The sequence below is a fragment of the Rhodococcus opacus B4 genome (assembly GCF_000010805.1).
In the GTDB taxonomy this organism is placed as follows: Bacteria; Actinomycetota; Actinomycetes; order Mycobacteriales; family Mycobacteriaceae; genus Rhodococcus_F; species Rhodococcus_F opacus_C.
Window position 1 is genome coordinate 2,018,999 of the sequence record NC_012522.1, and the last position, 15,318, is coordinate 2,034,316.

Below are 15,318 nucleotides of genomic sequence, written 5' to 3' on the forward strand. Positions count from 1 at the left end.
CTCTACCTCGCTACTTTCTCGAAACGTCCGGGGTCGGCGGCTTTCGCCTCGACCAGTGCCGAGCCCTCCAACAATGCCACCGTCGCGTCGGCGGTCACCGGGGTGAGCAGGATGCCGTTGCGGCCGTGTCCCGTCGCGACCACGACCCGATCGGACACCCGGCCGATCAGCGGCAGGTTGTCCGGGGTCATCGGACGCAGACCCGCCGCGGTCTCGCGCAGTTCGTACTCGCCGATGGCGGGCATCAGCGCCTCGGCATCCGCGATCAGGTCCCGCACACCGGCCACCGTGACCTGTGTGTCGTTGCCCGATTCGTACTGGGTGGCGCCGACGACGATGCCGTCGGCACGCGGCACCAGGTAGGCGGGCCTGCCGTGGACGCTGCCGCGGATGGTCCGGCCCGGCGCGGGAGTCACCCCGGGACGGGCCCGCAACCGCAGGATCTCGCCCTTCACCGGCCGCACCGGAAGTCCCGCCCACAGGGCCGGTGACGCGATGCCCGCGGTGACGACGATCTGGTCGGTGCCGAGCCCGTCGAGACTGCGCACGGCCTCACCGATCAGCTCCACCCCGGCGTCGACGGCGCACCGCTGCAACGCCTGCAGCAGCAGCCGGTTGTCGACGGCCAGTTCGTCGACGGCCAACAGTCCCAACCGGACTCCGCGACCCAGCATCGGCTCGAGGGCACGGACTTCGGCACGGTTGAGGATCTGCAGATCCCGCCCCTGCGCACCCACCCATTCGGCGATGGTCCGCAGGTCCTCGGCGTCGGCTCCGTCCAGTGCGACGGTGAGCGAACTCTCCGACGTGAACAGGTCGACGCCGGCTCCGGCCTCCAGTTCCTTCCCGAATTCGGGCCACCGGTCGAGCGACGCGCTCCCCAGTTCGAGGACGCTCTCCTCACCGGGCCAGCCCTCCGACAGCGGGGCGAGCATGCCGCCCGCCACCCAGGACGCTCCCGAACCGATCGACGGGTCATACAGCTTCACCGACCAGCCGTTACGGGCTGCGCGCCACGCAATGGACAGGCCGATCACTCCGCCTCCGACGACGGATACCGATCTCGCCATTGAACTCCACCTCACTTCCTGCGCCGGCATGATCCGGGTCAGGTATGACGGTCGGGCTCGGCGTGAGCCCCTCTCAGCCCCACGTTCCCCGGGACTCCCGTGTTGCACTTTCACCGTAGAGGCTACCGTCATGCCGTGACCACCTCGCATCACAGCAACCTCACGGACCGTCGGCGCCGCCTCGGAACAGCACGTTTGTATCTGTGCACCGATGCTCGGCGGGAGAAGGGCGACCTGGCGCAGTTCGCCGAGGCCGCACTGTCCGGCGGCGTCGACATCATCCAACTCCGCGACAAGGGCTCGGCCGGTGAGAAGAAATTCGGCACCATGGACGCCAGGGACGAACTGGCCGCGCTGTCGGTGCTCGCGGCCGCGGCCAGGCGGCACGGGGCGCTGCTCGCCGTCAACGACCGGGCCGACATGGCGCTCGCGGCCGGGGCCGACGTCCTGCACCTCGGCCAGGGCGACCTGCCCGTCCCGTACGCGCGGACCGTGGTGGGTTCGGAGGTACTGATCGGCCGGTCCACCCACAGCCGCGCGCAGGCCAGCCTCGCGGCGATCGAGGACGGCGTCGACTACTTCTGCACCGGACCGGTGTGGGAGACGCCCACCAAGCCCGGACGGACCGCGTCGGGCATCGACCTGGTGCGCTCGACCGCCGACTCCGAGCCGAACCGCCCGTGGTTCGCGATCGGCGGCATCGACGAGTCCCGGGTTCCGGAGATCCTCGCCGCAGGTGCCGACCGCATCGTCGTCGTGCGGGCCATCACCGAGGCCCGCGACCCGCAGGCCGCCGCGCGCTCACTGTCGGCCCTGCTGCAGAAGAACGCGTAGCTACGCCTGCTCGAGCCAGTCGCGCACCGTGGCGGGCGGCAGGACCACGACAGTGGCGGGCAACTGTTCGATCAGGGCGGGGTCGGTGGTGACGACCGCGGTCACGGTGCCCAGCGTGGTGCCGTGACCTGCCGGTTCGGCGAGGCGACCGACCGTGTCCAGCGCCTCGAGCACCTCGATGCGCGGCAGCCACCCGTAGGTGCCGTCCGGCAGGTGCACCGTGCGGGGCAGCGCCCGCGACAGCTGCGCCGGCGCGCCGCTCTCACCCAGCACGTCGTGCCGGTCGAGCAGCAGTCGCACCTCGGTGGTGCGCAGCCCCGGCCACCCCGCTTCGAATCCGGGGTGCAGCGGCAGCCCGGCGACATCGGTTTCCCGCACCCAGCGCAGTTCGGTGCTCTCACCGTTCGCGACGGTGGGCAGCGGGCGCTCGGCGTCGGCGATCACCGTGGTGTAACTCCAGCCGCTCGCGGCCTCCATGGTGACGACCTCGGAGCGGACCCGGATGGCCGCGCTCTCGATGCCGGCTTCCTCGTGCGCCTCGCGTACCGCGGCGTGGGTCGTGGTCTCGTGGCTGTCCCGGGCACCGCCGGGCAGCGCCCACGTCCCGCCCTGGTGGCTCCAGGCCGCACGGTGCTGGAGCAGCACGGCCGGCGTCTCGTCCGGGAGCGGCGCACGCAGCAACAACCCGGCTGCACCGTGCTTGCCCCAATGACGACTGCCGTCCGGCCCGGTCGCCCAGCCGTCACCGTCACCACGCATCGACTACCCCTGTCCGACCTGATGGGTCTCCCTGCAGTTCCCTCACACTAACGGTTTCTGCCGGAAGTGCCCGATATCCCCAGTCACCGACTCCTGCTTATATGCTCCCCACAAGGTGCGGCCGTGACACGGGAGGGGTGCGACGTGGTTCTGCGTGAAGCGCCGTCGATCGAACCCCACAGCAGCCGCGCCCTGTCTGCGGTCGCGGACGAGGATGTCGCCCCCGCCGTCGCACGTCGTAAGGAATTTCGCGCGTTTCTGGGGTCGACACCCGCCAAGCTCACCGCCCTCGGCGCGCTCCTGGTGCTGCTCACCCTGACCGCCGGATTCGTGGCCGCATCGACCGTGAACAGCAGGGAAGCCACCCTCGACAGCGTCCTCGCCGAGACCGAACCGCTGTCGTTCTCGGCGCAGAACCTCTACAGCGCGCTGTCGGTGGCCGACGCCGCGGCCACGACGGCGTTCATCTCCGGCGGTCTCGAACCCCCCGAACTCCGGGACACGTACGCGCAGGCGATCGGCACCGCCTCCGCCGACCTCGTGTACGCGTCCGGCGGGCTCGCCCCCAGCGACGTCGACAGCAGGCGCCTGCTCGCAGCCATCTCCACCGACCTCACCGTCTACTCCGGTCTCGTCGAGACCGCGCGGGCCAACAACCGGACCGGTCACCCGGTGGGCGCGGCCTACCTCAGCGAGGCGTCCACGCTGATGCAGACGAGCATGCTGCCGATGGCCCAGGAATTGCACGCCCGGCAGGAAGCCGACGTCGCGGACATCCAGCGGGACTACTCCCGTCCGCCCTGGACGGCGCTGGTCCTGGTCCTCGTCGCGCTCATTGCGCTGCTCGTCGCGCAGGTCGTCCTCGCGAGGCTCAGCAGGCGCACGTTCAATCTCGGGCTGATCCTGGCGTCGTCGTGCACCGCGATCCTCCTGGTGTGGATGCTGGTCGCCGGGTTGATCTCCTCGCTCGACACCAAGCGCGCACTGACCCAGGGTGCCCGCCCGATGCACGAGTTGACCGCGGCGCGCATCCTGGCCCAGCAGGCGCGCACCGAGGAGACGCTCAAACTGGTCCGCCGGGATTCGAACGGCGGCCACGACGCCGTCTTCGAGGACAAGTCCGGTCAGCTCGACGCCCTGCTGTCGGCCTATCCGCACGACGGCGACCGCGCGGTCGGCCACGACGAGGTGGCGCGGGCCGAGGAGGCCTGGAAAAACTGGTCTTCCGCGCACGATCGGATGAACGAGATCCTCGCCCGAGGCGACTTCGCCTCGGCGGCAACAGTTGCCATCGGGCCGGGACCGTCGGATTCCGCGGCCCAGTTCACCGCCGTCGACGACGCGCTCACCGACGGGATCGGGACCGCCCGCGACCATCTGCGGTCCAACGTCGAGTCCGCGGCCCGGGTGCTGACCGCGCTCGGCTCCGGTGCCCTCGTCCTCACACTCGTCGCGTTCGGCGGAATTATCATCGGGTTGTGGCCTCGGTTGAGGGAATACCAGTGAGGCGGCGCCGGATCGCGATGGTGCTGCTGGCGGCCACGGTGCTGGCCGGCGGGTGCGCCGAGGCCGCTCCCGAGCACGTCGGATCGCCGAGCGTGTCCTATACCGAACCCCCGCTTCCCGCGGCGGCGACACCGGCCCCCGAGACCAGTGCCGCACCGCCTGCGCCCGCGAACGACTGCGGCGACCCGACCGCGAGCCTGCGCCCGTTCCCCGACACCGGCACTCCGATGCCGACGGTCGACGCCATCCGCGCGCGGGGGCGTCTCGTCGTCGGCCTCGACACCGGCAGCAATCTGATGAGTTTCCGCGATCCCGCGACCGGCGCCATCGAGGGCTTCGACGTCGACGTCGCCCGGGAGATCTCGCGGGACCTGTTCGGCGACCCGGACCGGCTCGACTACCGCATCCTCACGTCGGCGAATCGGGAGAAGGCGCTGCAGGAGTCGATGGTCGACATCGTGGCGAAGACGATGACCATCACCTGCGACCGCAAGGAACGGGTGGCGTTCTCCTCCGAGTACTTCGAGGCGCAGCAGCGGGTTCTGGTCGTGAAGGGCTCCCCGATCCGCAGCGCCGCCGACCTGGACGGGAAGCGGGTCTGCGTCGTCCGCGGCACGACGTCGCTGACCCGGTTGCAGCAGGTCGCGCCGACCGCCGAGATCCTCACGGTCCCGATGTGGTCGGATTGCCTGGTGGTCCTTCAGCAGCGGCAGGTCGACGCGGTGAGCACCGACGACACGATCCTCGCCGGCCTGGCGTCCCAGGACCCGTACCTCGAGATCGTCGGGGACAGCATGGGCGCCGAACCGTACGGCGTCGGCATCACCAAGGCGAACGAGGACCTCGTGCGGTTCGTCAACGGCACACTCGAACGGATCCGCAGCGACGGAACGTGGACCAGAATGTACGACCGGTGGCTGTCGGTGCTGGGCCCGTCCCCCGCCCCGCCGTCCGCCGTGTACCAGGACTGAGGGACGCATGCCGCAACATTCGAAGAACCCCGAGTCCACCGACCAGGACCTCGCCACCCAGGCCGCCGTCCGGGAACCCGAGGACGAGGCCACGCGGGCCGCGGTCCGGGAAGAGCTGGACGAAGGGCCGGCCACCCAGGCGGCGCCCACGTCCCGGCCGTCCGGCGCGTCCGGCACCGGTCGCTCGACACGGTCACCGCGCACCCGGTCCGGGCAGCGCCTGCGTCTCGGCGGCGGACTCGTCGAGGTGCCCGTCGTCACAACTCTCGATCCGGCCTCGGCGGTGATGACCGACCCGAAGGTTCCCGAGGGCAAACGTTTCTGCTGGAAGTGCAACAAGCCGGTCGGCCGCGGCAGTTCCACGTCCGAGGCCTCGGAGTTCGGCCTGTGCCCCTCGTGCGGAGCCACTTTCGACTTCCGTCCGCTCCTCGATCCGAACGAACTGATCGGCGGCCAGTACGAGGTGCAGGGCTGCATCGCGCACGGCGGTCTCGGCTGGATCTACCTGGCCATCGACCGCAACGTCAGTGACCGGTGGGTGGTTCTCAAGGGGCTGTTGCACTTCGGCGACGCCGAGGCCCAGGCCGTGGCGGTGGCCGAACGCCAGTTCCTCGCGGAGGTCGCGCATCCCAGCATCGTGAAGATCTTCAACTTCGTGGAGCACCCCCGGGCGGACGGGACCCCGATGGGCTACATCGTCATGGAGTACGTGGGCGGTCATTCGCTGCGCGACGTCCTCTCGACGCACACCAGGCCCGAGCGCATGCCGGTCGAACAGGCCATCGCGTACGTGCTCGAAATCCTTCCCGCACTGGCATATCTGCACTCCACCGGTCTGGTGTACAACGACCTCAAACCCGACAACGTGATGGTCACCGAGGACGCCCTGAAGTTGATCGACCTCGGCGCCGTCGCCGGAATCGAGGACTACGGCTACCTGTACGGCACGCCGGGGTATCAGGCGCCGGAGATCGTCAAGACCGGCCCGACCGTGGCCTCCGACATCTACACGGTGGGGCGCACACTCGCGGTGCTGACGCTCGACATGCCGTCCGACAAGGGCCGGTATCTCGACGGGATCCCGTCCCCCGAAAAGGCGCCGCTGCTCGCGGAATACGAGTTCTTCCACCGACTCCTGCTGCGCGCCACCGACCCCGATCCGAGCAGGCGGTTCGCGTCCGCCGAGGAGATGGCCGGTCAGCTCACCGCCGTGCTCCGCGAGGTGCTCGCGCAGCAGACCGGCGAGGAGCATCCCGGACTGTCGACCGTGTTCAGCAAGCAGCGAACGACTTTCGGCACGGACGACGCGGTCGAGCAGACGGACGTGTACGTCGACGGCGTCGAACGGGACCGGAACCTCGACCCGCAGTCCGTCGCGCAGGCGCTGGCGGTGCCGCTGATCGACCCGGCCGACCCCAACGCCCCACTGCTGGCCGCCGCGGTGCACAGCGAACCGCAGCAGACCCTCGATTCCATTCGGCACGCTCGCGAGAACGGTATCGAACGGGTCGTCGGCGACCTCGACGTGTCGTTCTCCCGCGAACTGACCCTCGCCGAGATGAAGGCGCACCTCGACCTCGGGGACGCCGCCACCGCCACCACACTCCTGCGCGACCTGGAGACGGAGACGGTCGGGAACTGGCGCGTCGACTGGTACGCCGGACTCACGACGCTGATCGACGGCGAGTACGAGACGGCGTTCTCCCGGTTCGAGTCCGTCCTGCAGGCGATGCCCGGGGAGACGGCTCCCAAACTCGCGCTGGCGGCCACCGCCGAACTGATTCTGCAGCACTGCGATAGCTCCGATTCCCACCGGTGGCGGACCTTCGCCGAGAAGTACTACCGGACGGTGTGGCGCACCGACCACAGCCTGGTGAGTGCGGCATTCGGCCTGGCACGTCAACTCACCGAACGCGGAGATCTGCCCGGCGCCATCGCCGCCCTCGATCAGGTTCCCGTGACGTCCCGGCACTTCACCATGGCCCGGATGACGAGTGTGCTGATGCTGCTGTCCGGACGGCCGATCGAGGAGATCGACGAATCGGCGCTCCGGCAGGCGGCGCTCCGCGTCACCGCGCTCGCGCCGGAGGAGAGCCGGGCGCTGCAGATGCGCACGCTCGTGCTGGGCACCGCCCTGGACTGGACGCGTGCCGGTCACACGTCGGCGACGGAACTCGAACAGATCCTCGGTGTGCCGTTCACCGAACGCGGTCTCCGCAAGGGCGCCGAGGCAGGTCTGCGGGCACTGGCCCGCAACGCCCCCGAGCGCACCCACCGATACACGCTGGTGGATCTCGCCAACGCCATCAGGCCCAGGAGCCTGCTGTGAACGCTCAGGACCCGATCAGCCCCACCGCCGCCCGGGCGATCGCCAACTCCTCGTTGGTCGGCACGACCAGCACCTCGACGTCGGACTCGTCCGCCGAAATGCGGCGGGCGTCCCGGGAACTCGCCCGGTTACGTTCGTCGTCGACGACGATGCCGAGGCGCCCCAGCCCCGCCAGGCTGTCGCGGCGGACGTCGACATTGTTCTCGCCGACTCCCCCGGTGAACGTGATGACGTCCACACCGCCCAGTTCCACCAGATAGGCGCCGATGTACTTGCGGAGCCGGTGCACGTACACGTCGTAGGCCGACGCCGCATCCTGGTCGCCTCTGCCGACGAGTGTCAGCAGCTCCCGGAAGTCGTTCACTCCGGACAGGCCCTTGAGTCCGGAGTGCCGGTTCAGCAGGTCGTCGATCTCATCGACACCCATGCCGCTGCGGTGCAGGTGCAGGATCACCCCGGGATCGACGTCGCCGGACCGCGTGCCCATGACAAGTCCCTCGAGCGGGGTCAGACCCATGCTCGTGTCGACGGCCAGCCCCCCGCGGATCGCGGACGCCGAGGCGCCGTTCCCGAGGTGCAGCACGATCTGATTCAGCTCCGACAGGTCCCGGCCGAGGAACTCGGCGGCCCGCCCCGACACGTACTGATGCGAGGTGCCGTGGAAGCCGTACCGCCGGATGGCGTGCTCCCGCGCGACCTTCCGGTCGATCGCATACGTCGACGCCTCCGCGGGCAGGGTGTGGAAGAACGCGGTGTCGAACACGGCGACGTGCGGGATGTCCGGCAACTCCTCCCGCGCCACCTCGATCCCGATCACGTTCGCCGGGTTGTGCAGCGGCGCAAGGGCCGACAGGTCCGAGATGGCCTGCACCACCGAATCGTCGATGATCGTGGGCTCGAAGAAGACGTCGCCGCCGTGGACGATGCGGTGTCCGACCGCGACGATCCCCGACTCCCGCAGCGGGCGGCCCACCTCGGCGACGATGTCCGACACCATCTTCAGCCCGGCCCGGTGGTCGGCGATGTGCACGTGGCGCTCCGCCAATCCGGTGCGGTGGTGATAGACGATGCGCCCCTCGGGTTCCCCGATCCGCTCGATGAGGCCTGACCCCCAGGACTTACCGGTGTCCGGGTGGATCAGCTGGAACTTGATCGACGACGAACCGGAATTGACTACCAGTACGGACCCCTCGGTCACTGCTCTGCTCCCTGCGCCTGGATCGCCGTGATGGCCACGGTGTTCACGATGTCCTCGACCAGCGCGCCTCGCGACAGGTCGTTGACCGGTTTGTTCAGCCCCTGCAACACCGGCCCGACGGCGATGGCACCGGCACTGCGCTGCACGGCCTTGTACGTGTTGTTGCCGGTGTTGAGGTCCGGGAAGATGAAGACCGTCGCCTTGCCCGCCACCTCCGAATCGGGCATCTTCTTGTCGGCCACGCTCTGCTCGATGGCGGCGTCGTACTGAATGGGGCCCTCCACCAACAGGTCCGGGCGACGCTCCCGCACCAATTTGGTCGCGGAGCGCACCTTGTCGACATCCGCGCCGCTGCCCGAGTCACCCGTCGAATACGACAGCATCGCGATCCGCGGATCGATGCCGAACTGGGACGACGTCTGCGCCGAGGAGATCGCGATGTCGGCCAACTGTTCGGCGGTGGGATCGGGCACCACCGCACAGTCTCCGTACGCGAGCACCCGATCGGACAGGCACATCAGGAACACACTCGACACGGTAGACACACCCGGTTGCGTCTTGATGATCTCGAACGACGGCCGGATGGTGTGCGCCGTGGTGTGCGCGGCACCGGACACCATCCCGTCCGCGATTCCCAAGTGCACCATCATGGTTCCGAAGTACGAGATGTCGGTCATCACCTCGCGGGCGCGGTCCACGGTCATGCCCTTGTGGGCGCGGAGCCGCGCGTACTCCGCCGCGAACGGACCGGCGTGTTCGGACGTTCGCGGGTCGAGGACCTGCGCGTCCGCGAGGTCGACACCGAGTTCCGCCGCGCGGCGACGTACCTGCACCTCGTCGCCGAGAATGGTCAGCTGCGCCACCTGCCGTTGCAGCAGCCGCCCCGCCGCCCGGAGGATGCGGTCGTCGTCGCCCTCCGGCAGCACGACGTGCTTGCGGTCGCGGCGGGCGCGGTCGATCAGCTGGTACTCGAACATCTGCGGAGTCACCACCGACGGGATGGGCAGCTTCAACCGCTCCAGCAACGTCGGCGTGTCCACTCGAAGTTCCATGACGCTCAGGGCCGTGTCGATCTTGCGTTGCGAGCCGACCGCCACCCGGCCGCGGGTCTGCGCGGCCGCGCTGGCCGTGTCGAACGTGCCCAGATCAGTGGTGAGGATCGGCAGCCGCGGCTTGAGGCCGGCCATCAGCTTCGCGATCGCCGGGTGCGGCACGAGCCCACCGTTCATGATGATGCCCGCCAGCGACGGGAACCCCTCGGCCTCATGCGCATTCACCATCGCGAGCAGCACGTCGGACCGGTCGGCCGGCGCGATCACCACCGTGCCCTCCGTCAGCCGTTCGAGAATGTGCTCGGCCGTCATTCCGCCGACCAGCACCCGCAGTGCCTCCCGGTGCAGCAACTCGGGGTCGCCGCTGAACAGGCTGCCGTCGATCGACTCGAGAAGCTCGGCCATGGTCGGTGCGACCAGCAGCGGGATCTCGGGCAGGCTCCACGCGGGCACACCGGTGGTCGCCAGCGCGTCGGTGACTGCGTCGAGTTCGTCGGGGTCGCATCGGTTGGCCACCACGGCCAGCAGGTGCGCGTGGTGGGCGGTCAGTTCACCGATGGCGAGCTGGGCGAGCTGCGCGACCTCCTCGGGGGTGCGCCGGACTCCCTTCACCGCGAGCAGCACCGGTGCGCCCAGATTCACGGCGATCCTGGCGTTGTAGCCGAGTTCGCTCGGGCTGGCCACGTCGGTGTAGTCGCTGCCGATCACCACGACGGCATCGCACTGGGCCGCCACCTGATGGTATCGGGCGACGATCTCGCTGAGCGCGCCCTCCGGATCGGCGTGGACATGCTCGTACGTCACCCCCAGGGACTCCTCGTACCCGAGATCCGCCGTCGTGTGCTCGAGGAGCAATTCGAGGATGTAATCGGTCTCCTCCGTCGACCGGGCGATGGGACGGAAGACACCCACCCTCGCCGCCGACGCGCACAGCATCTGCAGGACACCCAGCGCGATGGTGGACTTTCCGGTGTCCCCCTCCGGTGAGGCGATGAAGATACTCGACGGCTGGGGACGTGCGGGTGGATTCACAGGCGAAGGTGTCGCGGGCGCAGCCATGGCCATAGCGTATCCGGACACCGCCTCCCGGTTCATGACGCTCGGAGGTGTGCGATCAGGATCGCCTCGATCTCCGACCGTCGCGCCGCGGACGGCAGCCGGGGCGCCGCGGACCGGTAATGATGCCCGGTCGGAATCCGCAGATCGAGGAGATGCCGGCGATCGGGCCGACACACCGGACGAGCGGCCCACCCGTCACCCTCCTTCGCGTAATTGCACGCCGCACACAAACCCGCCCCATTCTGCGCCGTGATGACACCCTTGTTCCGGCGCGAACGAATGTGGTCGTGATGGCGGATCGGCGCATCACACCACGGCGTCCGGCACGTCCGATCCCGCAGATCGATCAACTTTCTCAGGCTCCTCGGGAACGTCCGCGCCTGCGACTCCATCGCCGTCAACACCCCCGACACCGGGCACGCGTACATCAACCGCAGGGTGGCCTCGGTCTCCGAATCCACCGCGTCCGCCACCAACTGCCGCGCAATCGACGCCGGCACCGGCCCGAACCCCTGAAGCTCCGCCGCCTCGCCCTCACCCGCCAACAACGTCTCGTCGGAAATCACCAGATCCACCGCCACCGGCACCCCCGCCGCCACCGACACCCCGGTACCACGCTCGAACAACAGATCCGCCATCACCTGATTCCGCGTCCGACCGCCACCGTCCCCGGTCGCGATCAGGCTGTCCGCATCCCGCCCCAGCGTGGCCTGCACGCAGACCGCCTGCTCCATCGGCATCAGCACACTCAGATACGCCATCGAATCCGGCGCCAGGGCCTTCGCCTTCGCGACCAGCCCGGGTCACCCACCCCATCGAGAATGTCGGGATCCGAACACAACCGCCGATCCACGATTCCCCGGTCATGCGCCGACAGACAGGCCGTCTCCCGCACGAGCAGCGTGGCCCGCCATTCGTTCAACCGACCCGACCGCAACAACGCCAACGTGTGCGGCATCTCGTGCACCACCGCCCGCGCGAACCCCAGATGCCGGCCACCCCGATTCGGAGACTCCCTGCGCGCCAACCCGATCTGCGACGCGATCCCCCCGTCCCACTCCGCCCGCGGCAACCGACGAGCCTGACGGTCCTCCCGCACAACAGTGGCGACATCATCGGTCACCACACGCCTCGACACACCGCAACCGCGCCGTAAACGCCCGCAACTCCTCAAGATCCGGTGCCACCACATCCCCCACGACCAACCTCCCCCAAGGTCATTCGAAACTTTGTTCGACTCTAGCAACCGACCTGCCCATTAGCAATAGCCGAATCCGCCGTAAAACACGTGCAGCGCAGCGCCGCACGGCGCTATACAGGAGGTCGCGCACGCCTGCGCCGAGGAATGGAGAAGCAGTTGCCCACGAGTGCCGCACCGGATCCGATGACACTGCATCCCGTTCCGGGTCAGCCCCGGGTGGTCCTGCTCAAACCCCTGATCGACAACCCTCTGATCGAAGTCGGGGAATACAGCTACTACGACGACCCCGAGTTCGCGGACGAGTTCGAGACGCGAAATGTCCTGCACCACTACGGTCCGGACCGGTTGATCATCGGGAAGTTCTGCGCGTTCGCGACGGCTACGACGTTCATCATGAACGGCGCGAACCATCGGATGAGCGGAGTCTCGACCTTCCCCTTTCCGATCATGGGAGGCGCATGGGCCGAGCATGCCGATCTGCTCGCGGATCTACCGTCGCGCGGCGACACCGTCGTCGGCAACGACGTGTGGATCGGGGGCAATGCGACGATCATGCCCGGCGTTCACATCGGGCACGGCGCGATCGTGTCGACCGGTTCGGTGGTGACGCGATCGGTGCCGGACTACGCCGTGGTGGGCGGAAACCCGGCCGTCCACATCAAGTACCGCCATTCGGAATCCGACGTCGCCGCGCTGCTGCGGATCGCGTGGTGGGACTGGCCGATCTCCGTCGTCACCGAACATGTGCGAACGATCGCCGCAGGCACCGTCGACCAACTTCAGGAGATCGCCGACGGACTCGACTGAATCAGCCGCACGCAGCCTTGGGCGACTCGGTGTCGAGGTCGAGTTCGCCGTCGTCGGCAAAGACGAGGCGTCCGTCGTCGAGGGCGACAGCCCAGCGGTGCACGGGCGCCCAATCGCGTCCGAGGAGCCCCTCCGACTGCGACAGGTCCGCGAAATCCTCGATCACGACGCCCGGTGCGGGAGCGTCGGCGTCGCGGCGCACCCGAACGCGGGCACCGACGACGACATCGGCACTGTGGGGCTGTGCGGCACTCTTCTGATCAGACATGGGTTCATTCCGCTTTCTGCCGGGTGATGCCAGGGCAAGGGATCATCCGGGCCCGCTGCCGAGAACTCACTACAGACGATCGGCAAATTTTGAGCAAGCCCCGAGTGGGAGTTGTGGGGATCATCACCGAGGGCTTGACGCCCGCGAAACCATGGCCATTCTGTCCATCATTTGTACACAAAGCCTATTGACGTCAAGAGTATTTCGGTCCACGATTAGATGTAACTGCTGGTAACATTGACATGGAGGACATTCATGGCACGCTCGACGCTCGCTCTCGGCAATCCCAGGATCACGGATCGTCAGGACACAGGCGCCCGGCTCCTGCAGTCCTCTGCACGCATGTCGTACGACCCGACCGTCGAGGTGGACTGGGACGCGCCCGTCCCCGACGACCTGTACGGCCTCACACCCGAATGGTCGTCGCTGTACGGCACGGCGATGTGGGACGAGATGACGTTCGAGCAGCAGATCACGCTGACGAAGCACGAGGTGTCGTCGATCATGGGCACCGGAATCTGGTTCGAGATGATCCTCCAGCAGATGGTCATCCGGGACATGTACGCCAAGGACGCGTCGCAGGCACACTTTCAGTTCGCACTGACGGAGGTCGCCGACGAGTGCAGGCACTCGGTGATGTTCGCCCGCACCGCCGAGAAGTTCGGCTGCCCCTCCTACGTTCCGCGCAAGTCCGTGGTCACGCTGGGTCGCGGATTCAAGGCGCTTGCCTCCGGGGAGGTCGCGTACGCCGGCATTCTCGTCGCCGAGGAGATCCTCGACGTGATGCAGCGCGACTGGATGAAAGACACACGCGTCCAGCCGATCGTCCGCGTCACCAGTAAGATCCACGTGGTCGAGGAGGCCCGGCACATGCGTTTCGCCCGGGAAGAGACCCTGCGCCGGGCCGAGGGCATGAGCAAGGTGCACCGCGCCGCGAGCCGTGCCTGCATCGCGATCGCATCGAACCTGATCGTCTCCAGCATGATCAACCCGGCCGTGTACGCGGCGGCCGGTCTCGACACGGAACGCGCGGTGCGCGAGGCGAAGAACAACCGGTTCCGGGCCGAGAAGATCCGGGAGAGTTCGCAGCCGCTCATGCGGTTTCTGGACGAGGCCGATCTGCTGGGCGGTCCCTCGCGACGGCTCTACAAGCGCGTGAACATGCTCTGAGGCCCTCCGGGCTCGTGCGCCTTTCTGGTTGTTCCAGCTACCAAAAAGGCGCACGGGCGGCGAAGCCGCCTACGCCCGAAGCCTGGGCGCGAGGTCGCGCTCGAAGAGTTCCAGGAACCGCTTCTGATCGTGCCCCGGCGCGTGGAACACCAGATGGTTCAACCCGGCATCGAGATAGGGCTTGATCTGCGCCACCGCCTCGTCCGGATCCGACGCCACGATCCACCGCTTCGCGACCTGCTCGATCGGCAACGCATCCGCCGCCTTCTCCATCTCGATCGGATCGTCGATCGAATGCTTCTGCTCCGCCGTCAACGACAACGGCGCCCAGAACCGGGTGTTCTCCAAAGCCAACTCCGGATCCGTGTCATACGAAATCTTGATCTCGATCATCTTGTCGATCTCCGACACATCCCGCTCCGCCTTCGCCGCACCCTCCGCGACCGCCGGCATCAACTTCTCCGTATACAACTCCATCCCCTTACCCGAGGTGCAGATGAACCCGTCACCCGACCGGCCCGCGTACCGCGCCACCACCGGACCCCCCGCCGCGATGTACACCGGAATCCCACCCTCGGGCACGTCGTAGATCGACGCCCCCTTCGTGGAGAAATACTCGCCCTCGAAATCGACCCGGTCACCGAGCCACAGCTCCCGCATCAACCGCACCGACTCCCGCAGCCGCGCGAACCGCTCCTTGAACTCCGGCCACTGACCCGCATACCCGGTCGCGATCTCGTTGAGCGCCTCACCGGTCCCCACCCCGAGCATGATCCGCCCCGGATACAGACACCCCATCGTCGCGAACGCCTGCGCCACCACCGCCGGGTTGTACCGGAACGTCGGCGTCATCACCGACGTCCCCAGCTGCAACCGCTCCGTCCGCTCCCCGACCGCCGTCATCCACGCCAGCGAGAACGGCGCATGCCCGCCCTCGTGCCGCCACGGCTGGAAATGATCCGACACCGTCGCCGAATCCATCCCGTGCCGCTCCGCCAGAACACCCAGCTCCACCAACTCCCGCGGACCGAACTGCTCCGCGGACGCCTTGTAACCGAGCTTGAGTTCGTGGGCCACCGTGTACTCCTTCGTCT

The 15,318-nt window shown here is 68.2% G+C and carries 12 protein-coding genes, 1 pseudogene and 1 riboswitch; of the genes and pseudogenes, 6 read left to right on the forward strand and 7 right to left on the reverse strand.

The window, feature by feature from the left end:
- Positions 1-2: 2 nt before the first annotated feature.
- Positions 3-1,070 (reverse strand): glycine oxidase ThiO, encoded by a 1,068-nt coding sequence (gene thiO, locus ROP_RS09475; protein ID WP_043824496.1) that lies wholly within the window; start codon positions 1,068-1,070, stop codon positions 3-5.
- A riboswitch (TPP riboswitch) is annotated at positions 1,067-1,181 on the reverse strand. Its footprint overlaps the gene before it by 4 nt.
- 24 nt (positions 1,182-1,205) lie before the next feature.
- Between thiO and thiE the strand changes: the two genes are divergently transcribed.
- A complete protein-coding gene (thiE, locus tag ROP_RS09480; protein ID WP_012689109.1) occupies positions 1,206-1,904 on the forward strand; it encodes a thiamine phosphate synthase in 699 nt (232 codons plus the stop codon).
- Here thiE and ROP_RS09485 read toward each other — a convergent pair whose 3' ends face one another.
- Positions 1,905-2,663 (reverse strand): NUDIX hydrolase, encoded by a 759-nt coding sequence (locus tag ROP_RS09485; protein WP_012689110.1) that lies wholly within the window; start codon positions 2,661-2,663, stop codon positions 1,905-1,907. It abuts the gene before it with no gap.
- 123 nt (positions 2,664-2,786) lie between these two features.
- Here ROP_RS09485 and ROP_RS09490 point away from each other — a divergent pair, with 123 nt between their 5' ends.
- The 3 genes from ROP_RS09490 to ROP_RS09500 are packed head-to-tail and all read left to right on the forward strand — an operon-like array spanning position 2,787 to position 7,469.
- Complete coding sequence (locus tag ROP_RS09490) at positions 2,787-4,169, forward strand: hypothetical protein (protein ID WP_043824498.1); 1,383 nt, start codon at positions 2,787-2,789, stop codon at positions 4,167-4,169.
- Positions 4,166-5,140, forward strand: a complete 975-nt coding sequence (locus ROP_RS09495; RefSeq protein ID WP_012689112.1) for a glutamate ABC transporter substrate-binding protein — start codon at positions 4,166-4,168, stop codon at positions 5,138-5,140. Before ROP_RS09490 ends, ROP_RS09495 begins: the two co-directional genes overlap by 4 nt.
- 7 nt (positions 5,141-5,147) lie before the next feature.
- Positions 5,148-7,469: a serine/threonine-protein kinase gene (locus ROP_RS09500; protein ID WP_012689113.1), complete on the forward strand. Its 2,322-nt coding sequence runs from the start codon at positions 5,148-5,150 to the stop codon at positions 7,467-7,469.
- 4 nt (positions 7,470-7,473) lie between these two features.
- On the opposite strand, the gene ROP_RS09505 is transcribed toward ROP_RS09500, so the two are convergent.
- The 3 genes and pseudogenes from ROP_RS09505 to ROP_RS09515 form a co-directional block, all read right to left on the reverse strand.
- Positions 7,474-8,667, reverse strand: a complete 1,194-nt coding sequence (locus ROP_RS09505) for an acetate kinase (protein ID WP_012689114.1) — start codon at positions 8,665-8,667, stop codon at positions 7,474-7,476.
- Complete coding sequence (gene pta, locus ROP_RS09510) at positions 8,664-10,784, reverse strand: phosphate acetyltransferase (protein WP_050785193.1); 2,121 nt, start codon at positions 10,782-10,784, stop codon at positions 8,664-8,666. The genes ROP_RS09505 and pta overlap by 4 nt, the downstream gene beginning before the upstream one ends.
- A 26-nt stretch (positions 10,785-10,810) precedes the next feature.
- Positions 10,811-11,977, reverse strand: a pseudogene (locus ROP_RS09515) (HNH endonuclease).
- Positions 11,978-12,123: 146 nt separating this feature from the next.
- On the opposite strand from ROP_RS09515, the gene ROP_RS09520 reads away from it, so the two are divergent.
- On the forward strand, positions 12,124-12,786 hold the full coding sequence (locus ROP_RS09520; protein ID WP_012689118.1) for a CatB-related O-acetyltransferase: 663 nt from the start codon (positions 12,124-12,126) through the stop codon (positions 12,784-12,786).
- Between the two features lies 1 nt (position 12,787).
- Here ROP_RS09520 and ROP_RS09525 read toward each other — a convergent pair whose 3' ends face one another.
- The gene (locus tag ROP_RS09525; protein ID WP_012689119.1) at positions 12,788-13,054 is read right to left on the reverse strand and encodes a hypothetical protein; all 267 of its coding nucleotides are present in this window, start codon (positions 13,052-13,054) and stop codon (positions 12,788-12,790) included.
- A 255-nt stretch (positions 13,055-13,309) separates the two neighbouring features.
- Between ROP_RS09525 and ROP_RS09530 the strand changes: the two genes are divergently transcribed.
- Positions 13,310-14,224, forward strand: coding sequence for an AurF N-oxygenase family protein (locus tag ROP_RS09530; protein WP_012689120.1), 915 nt, complete (start codon positions 13,310-13,312; stop codon positions 14,222-14,224).
- A 69-nt stretch (positions 14,225-14,293) separates the two neighbouring features.
- Here ROP_RS09530 and fgd read toward each other — a convergent pair whose 3' ends face one another.
- Positions 14,294-15,301, reverse strand: a complete 1,008-nt coding sequence (gene fgd / locus ROP_RS09535; protein ID WP_012689121.1) for a glucose-6-phosphate dehydrogenase (coenzyme-F420) — start codon at positions 15,299-15,301, stop codon at positions 14,294-14,296.
- Positions 15,302-15,318: the final 17 nt, after the last annotated feature.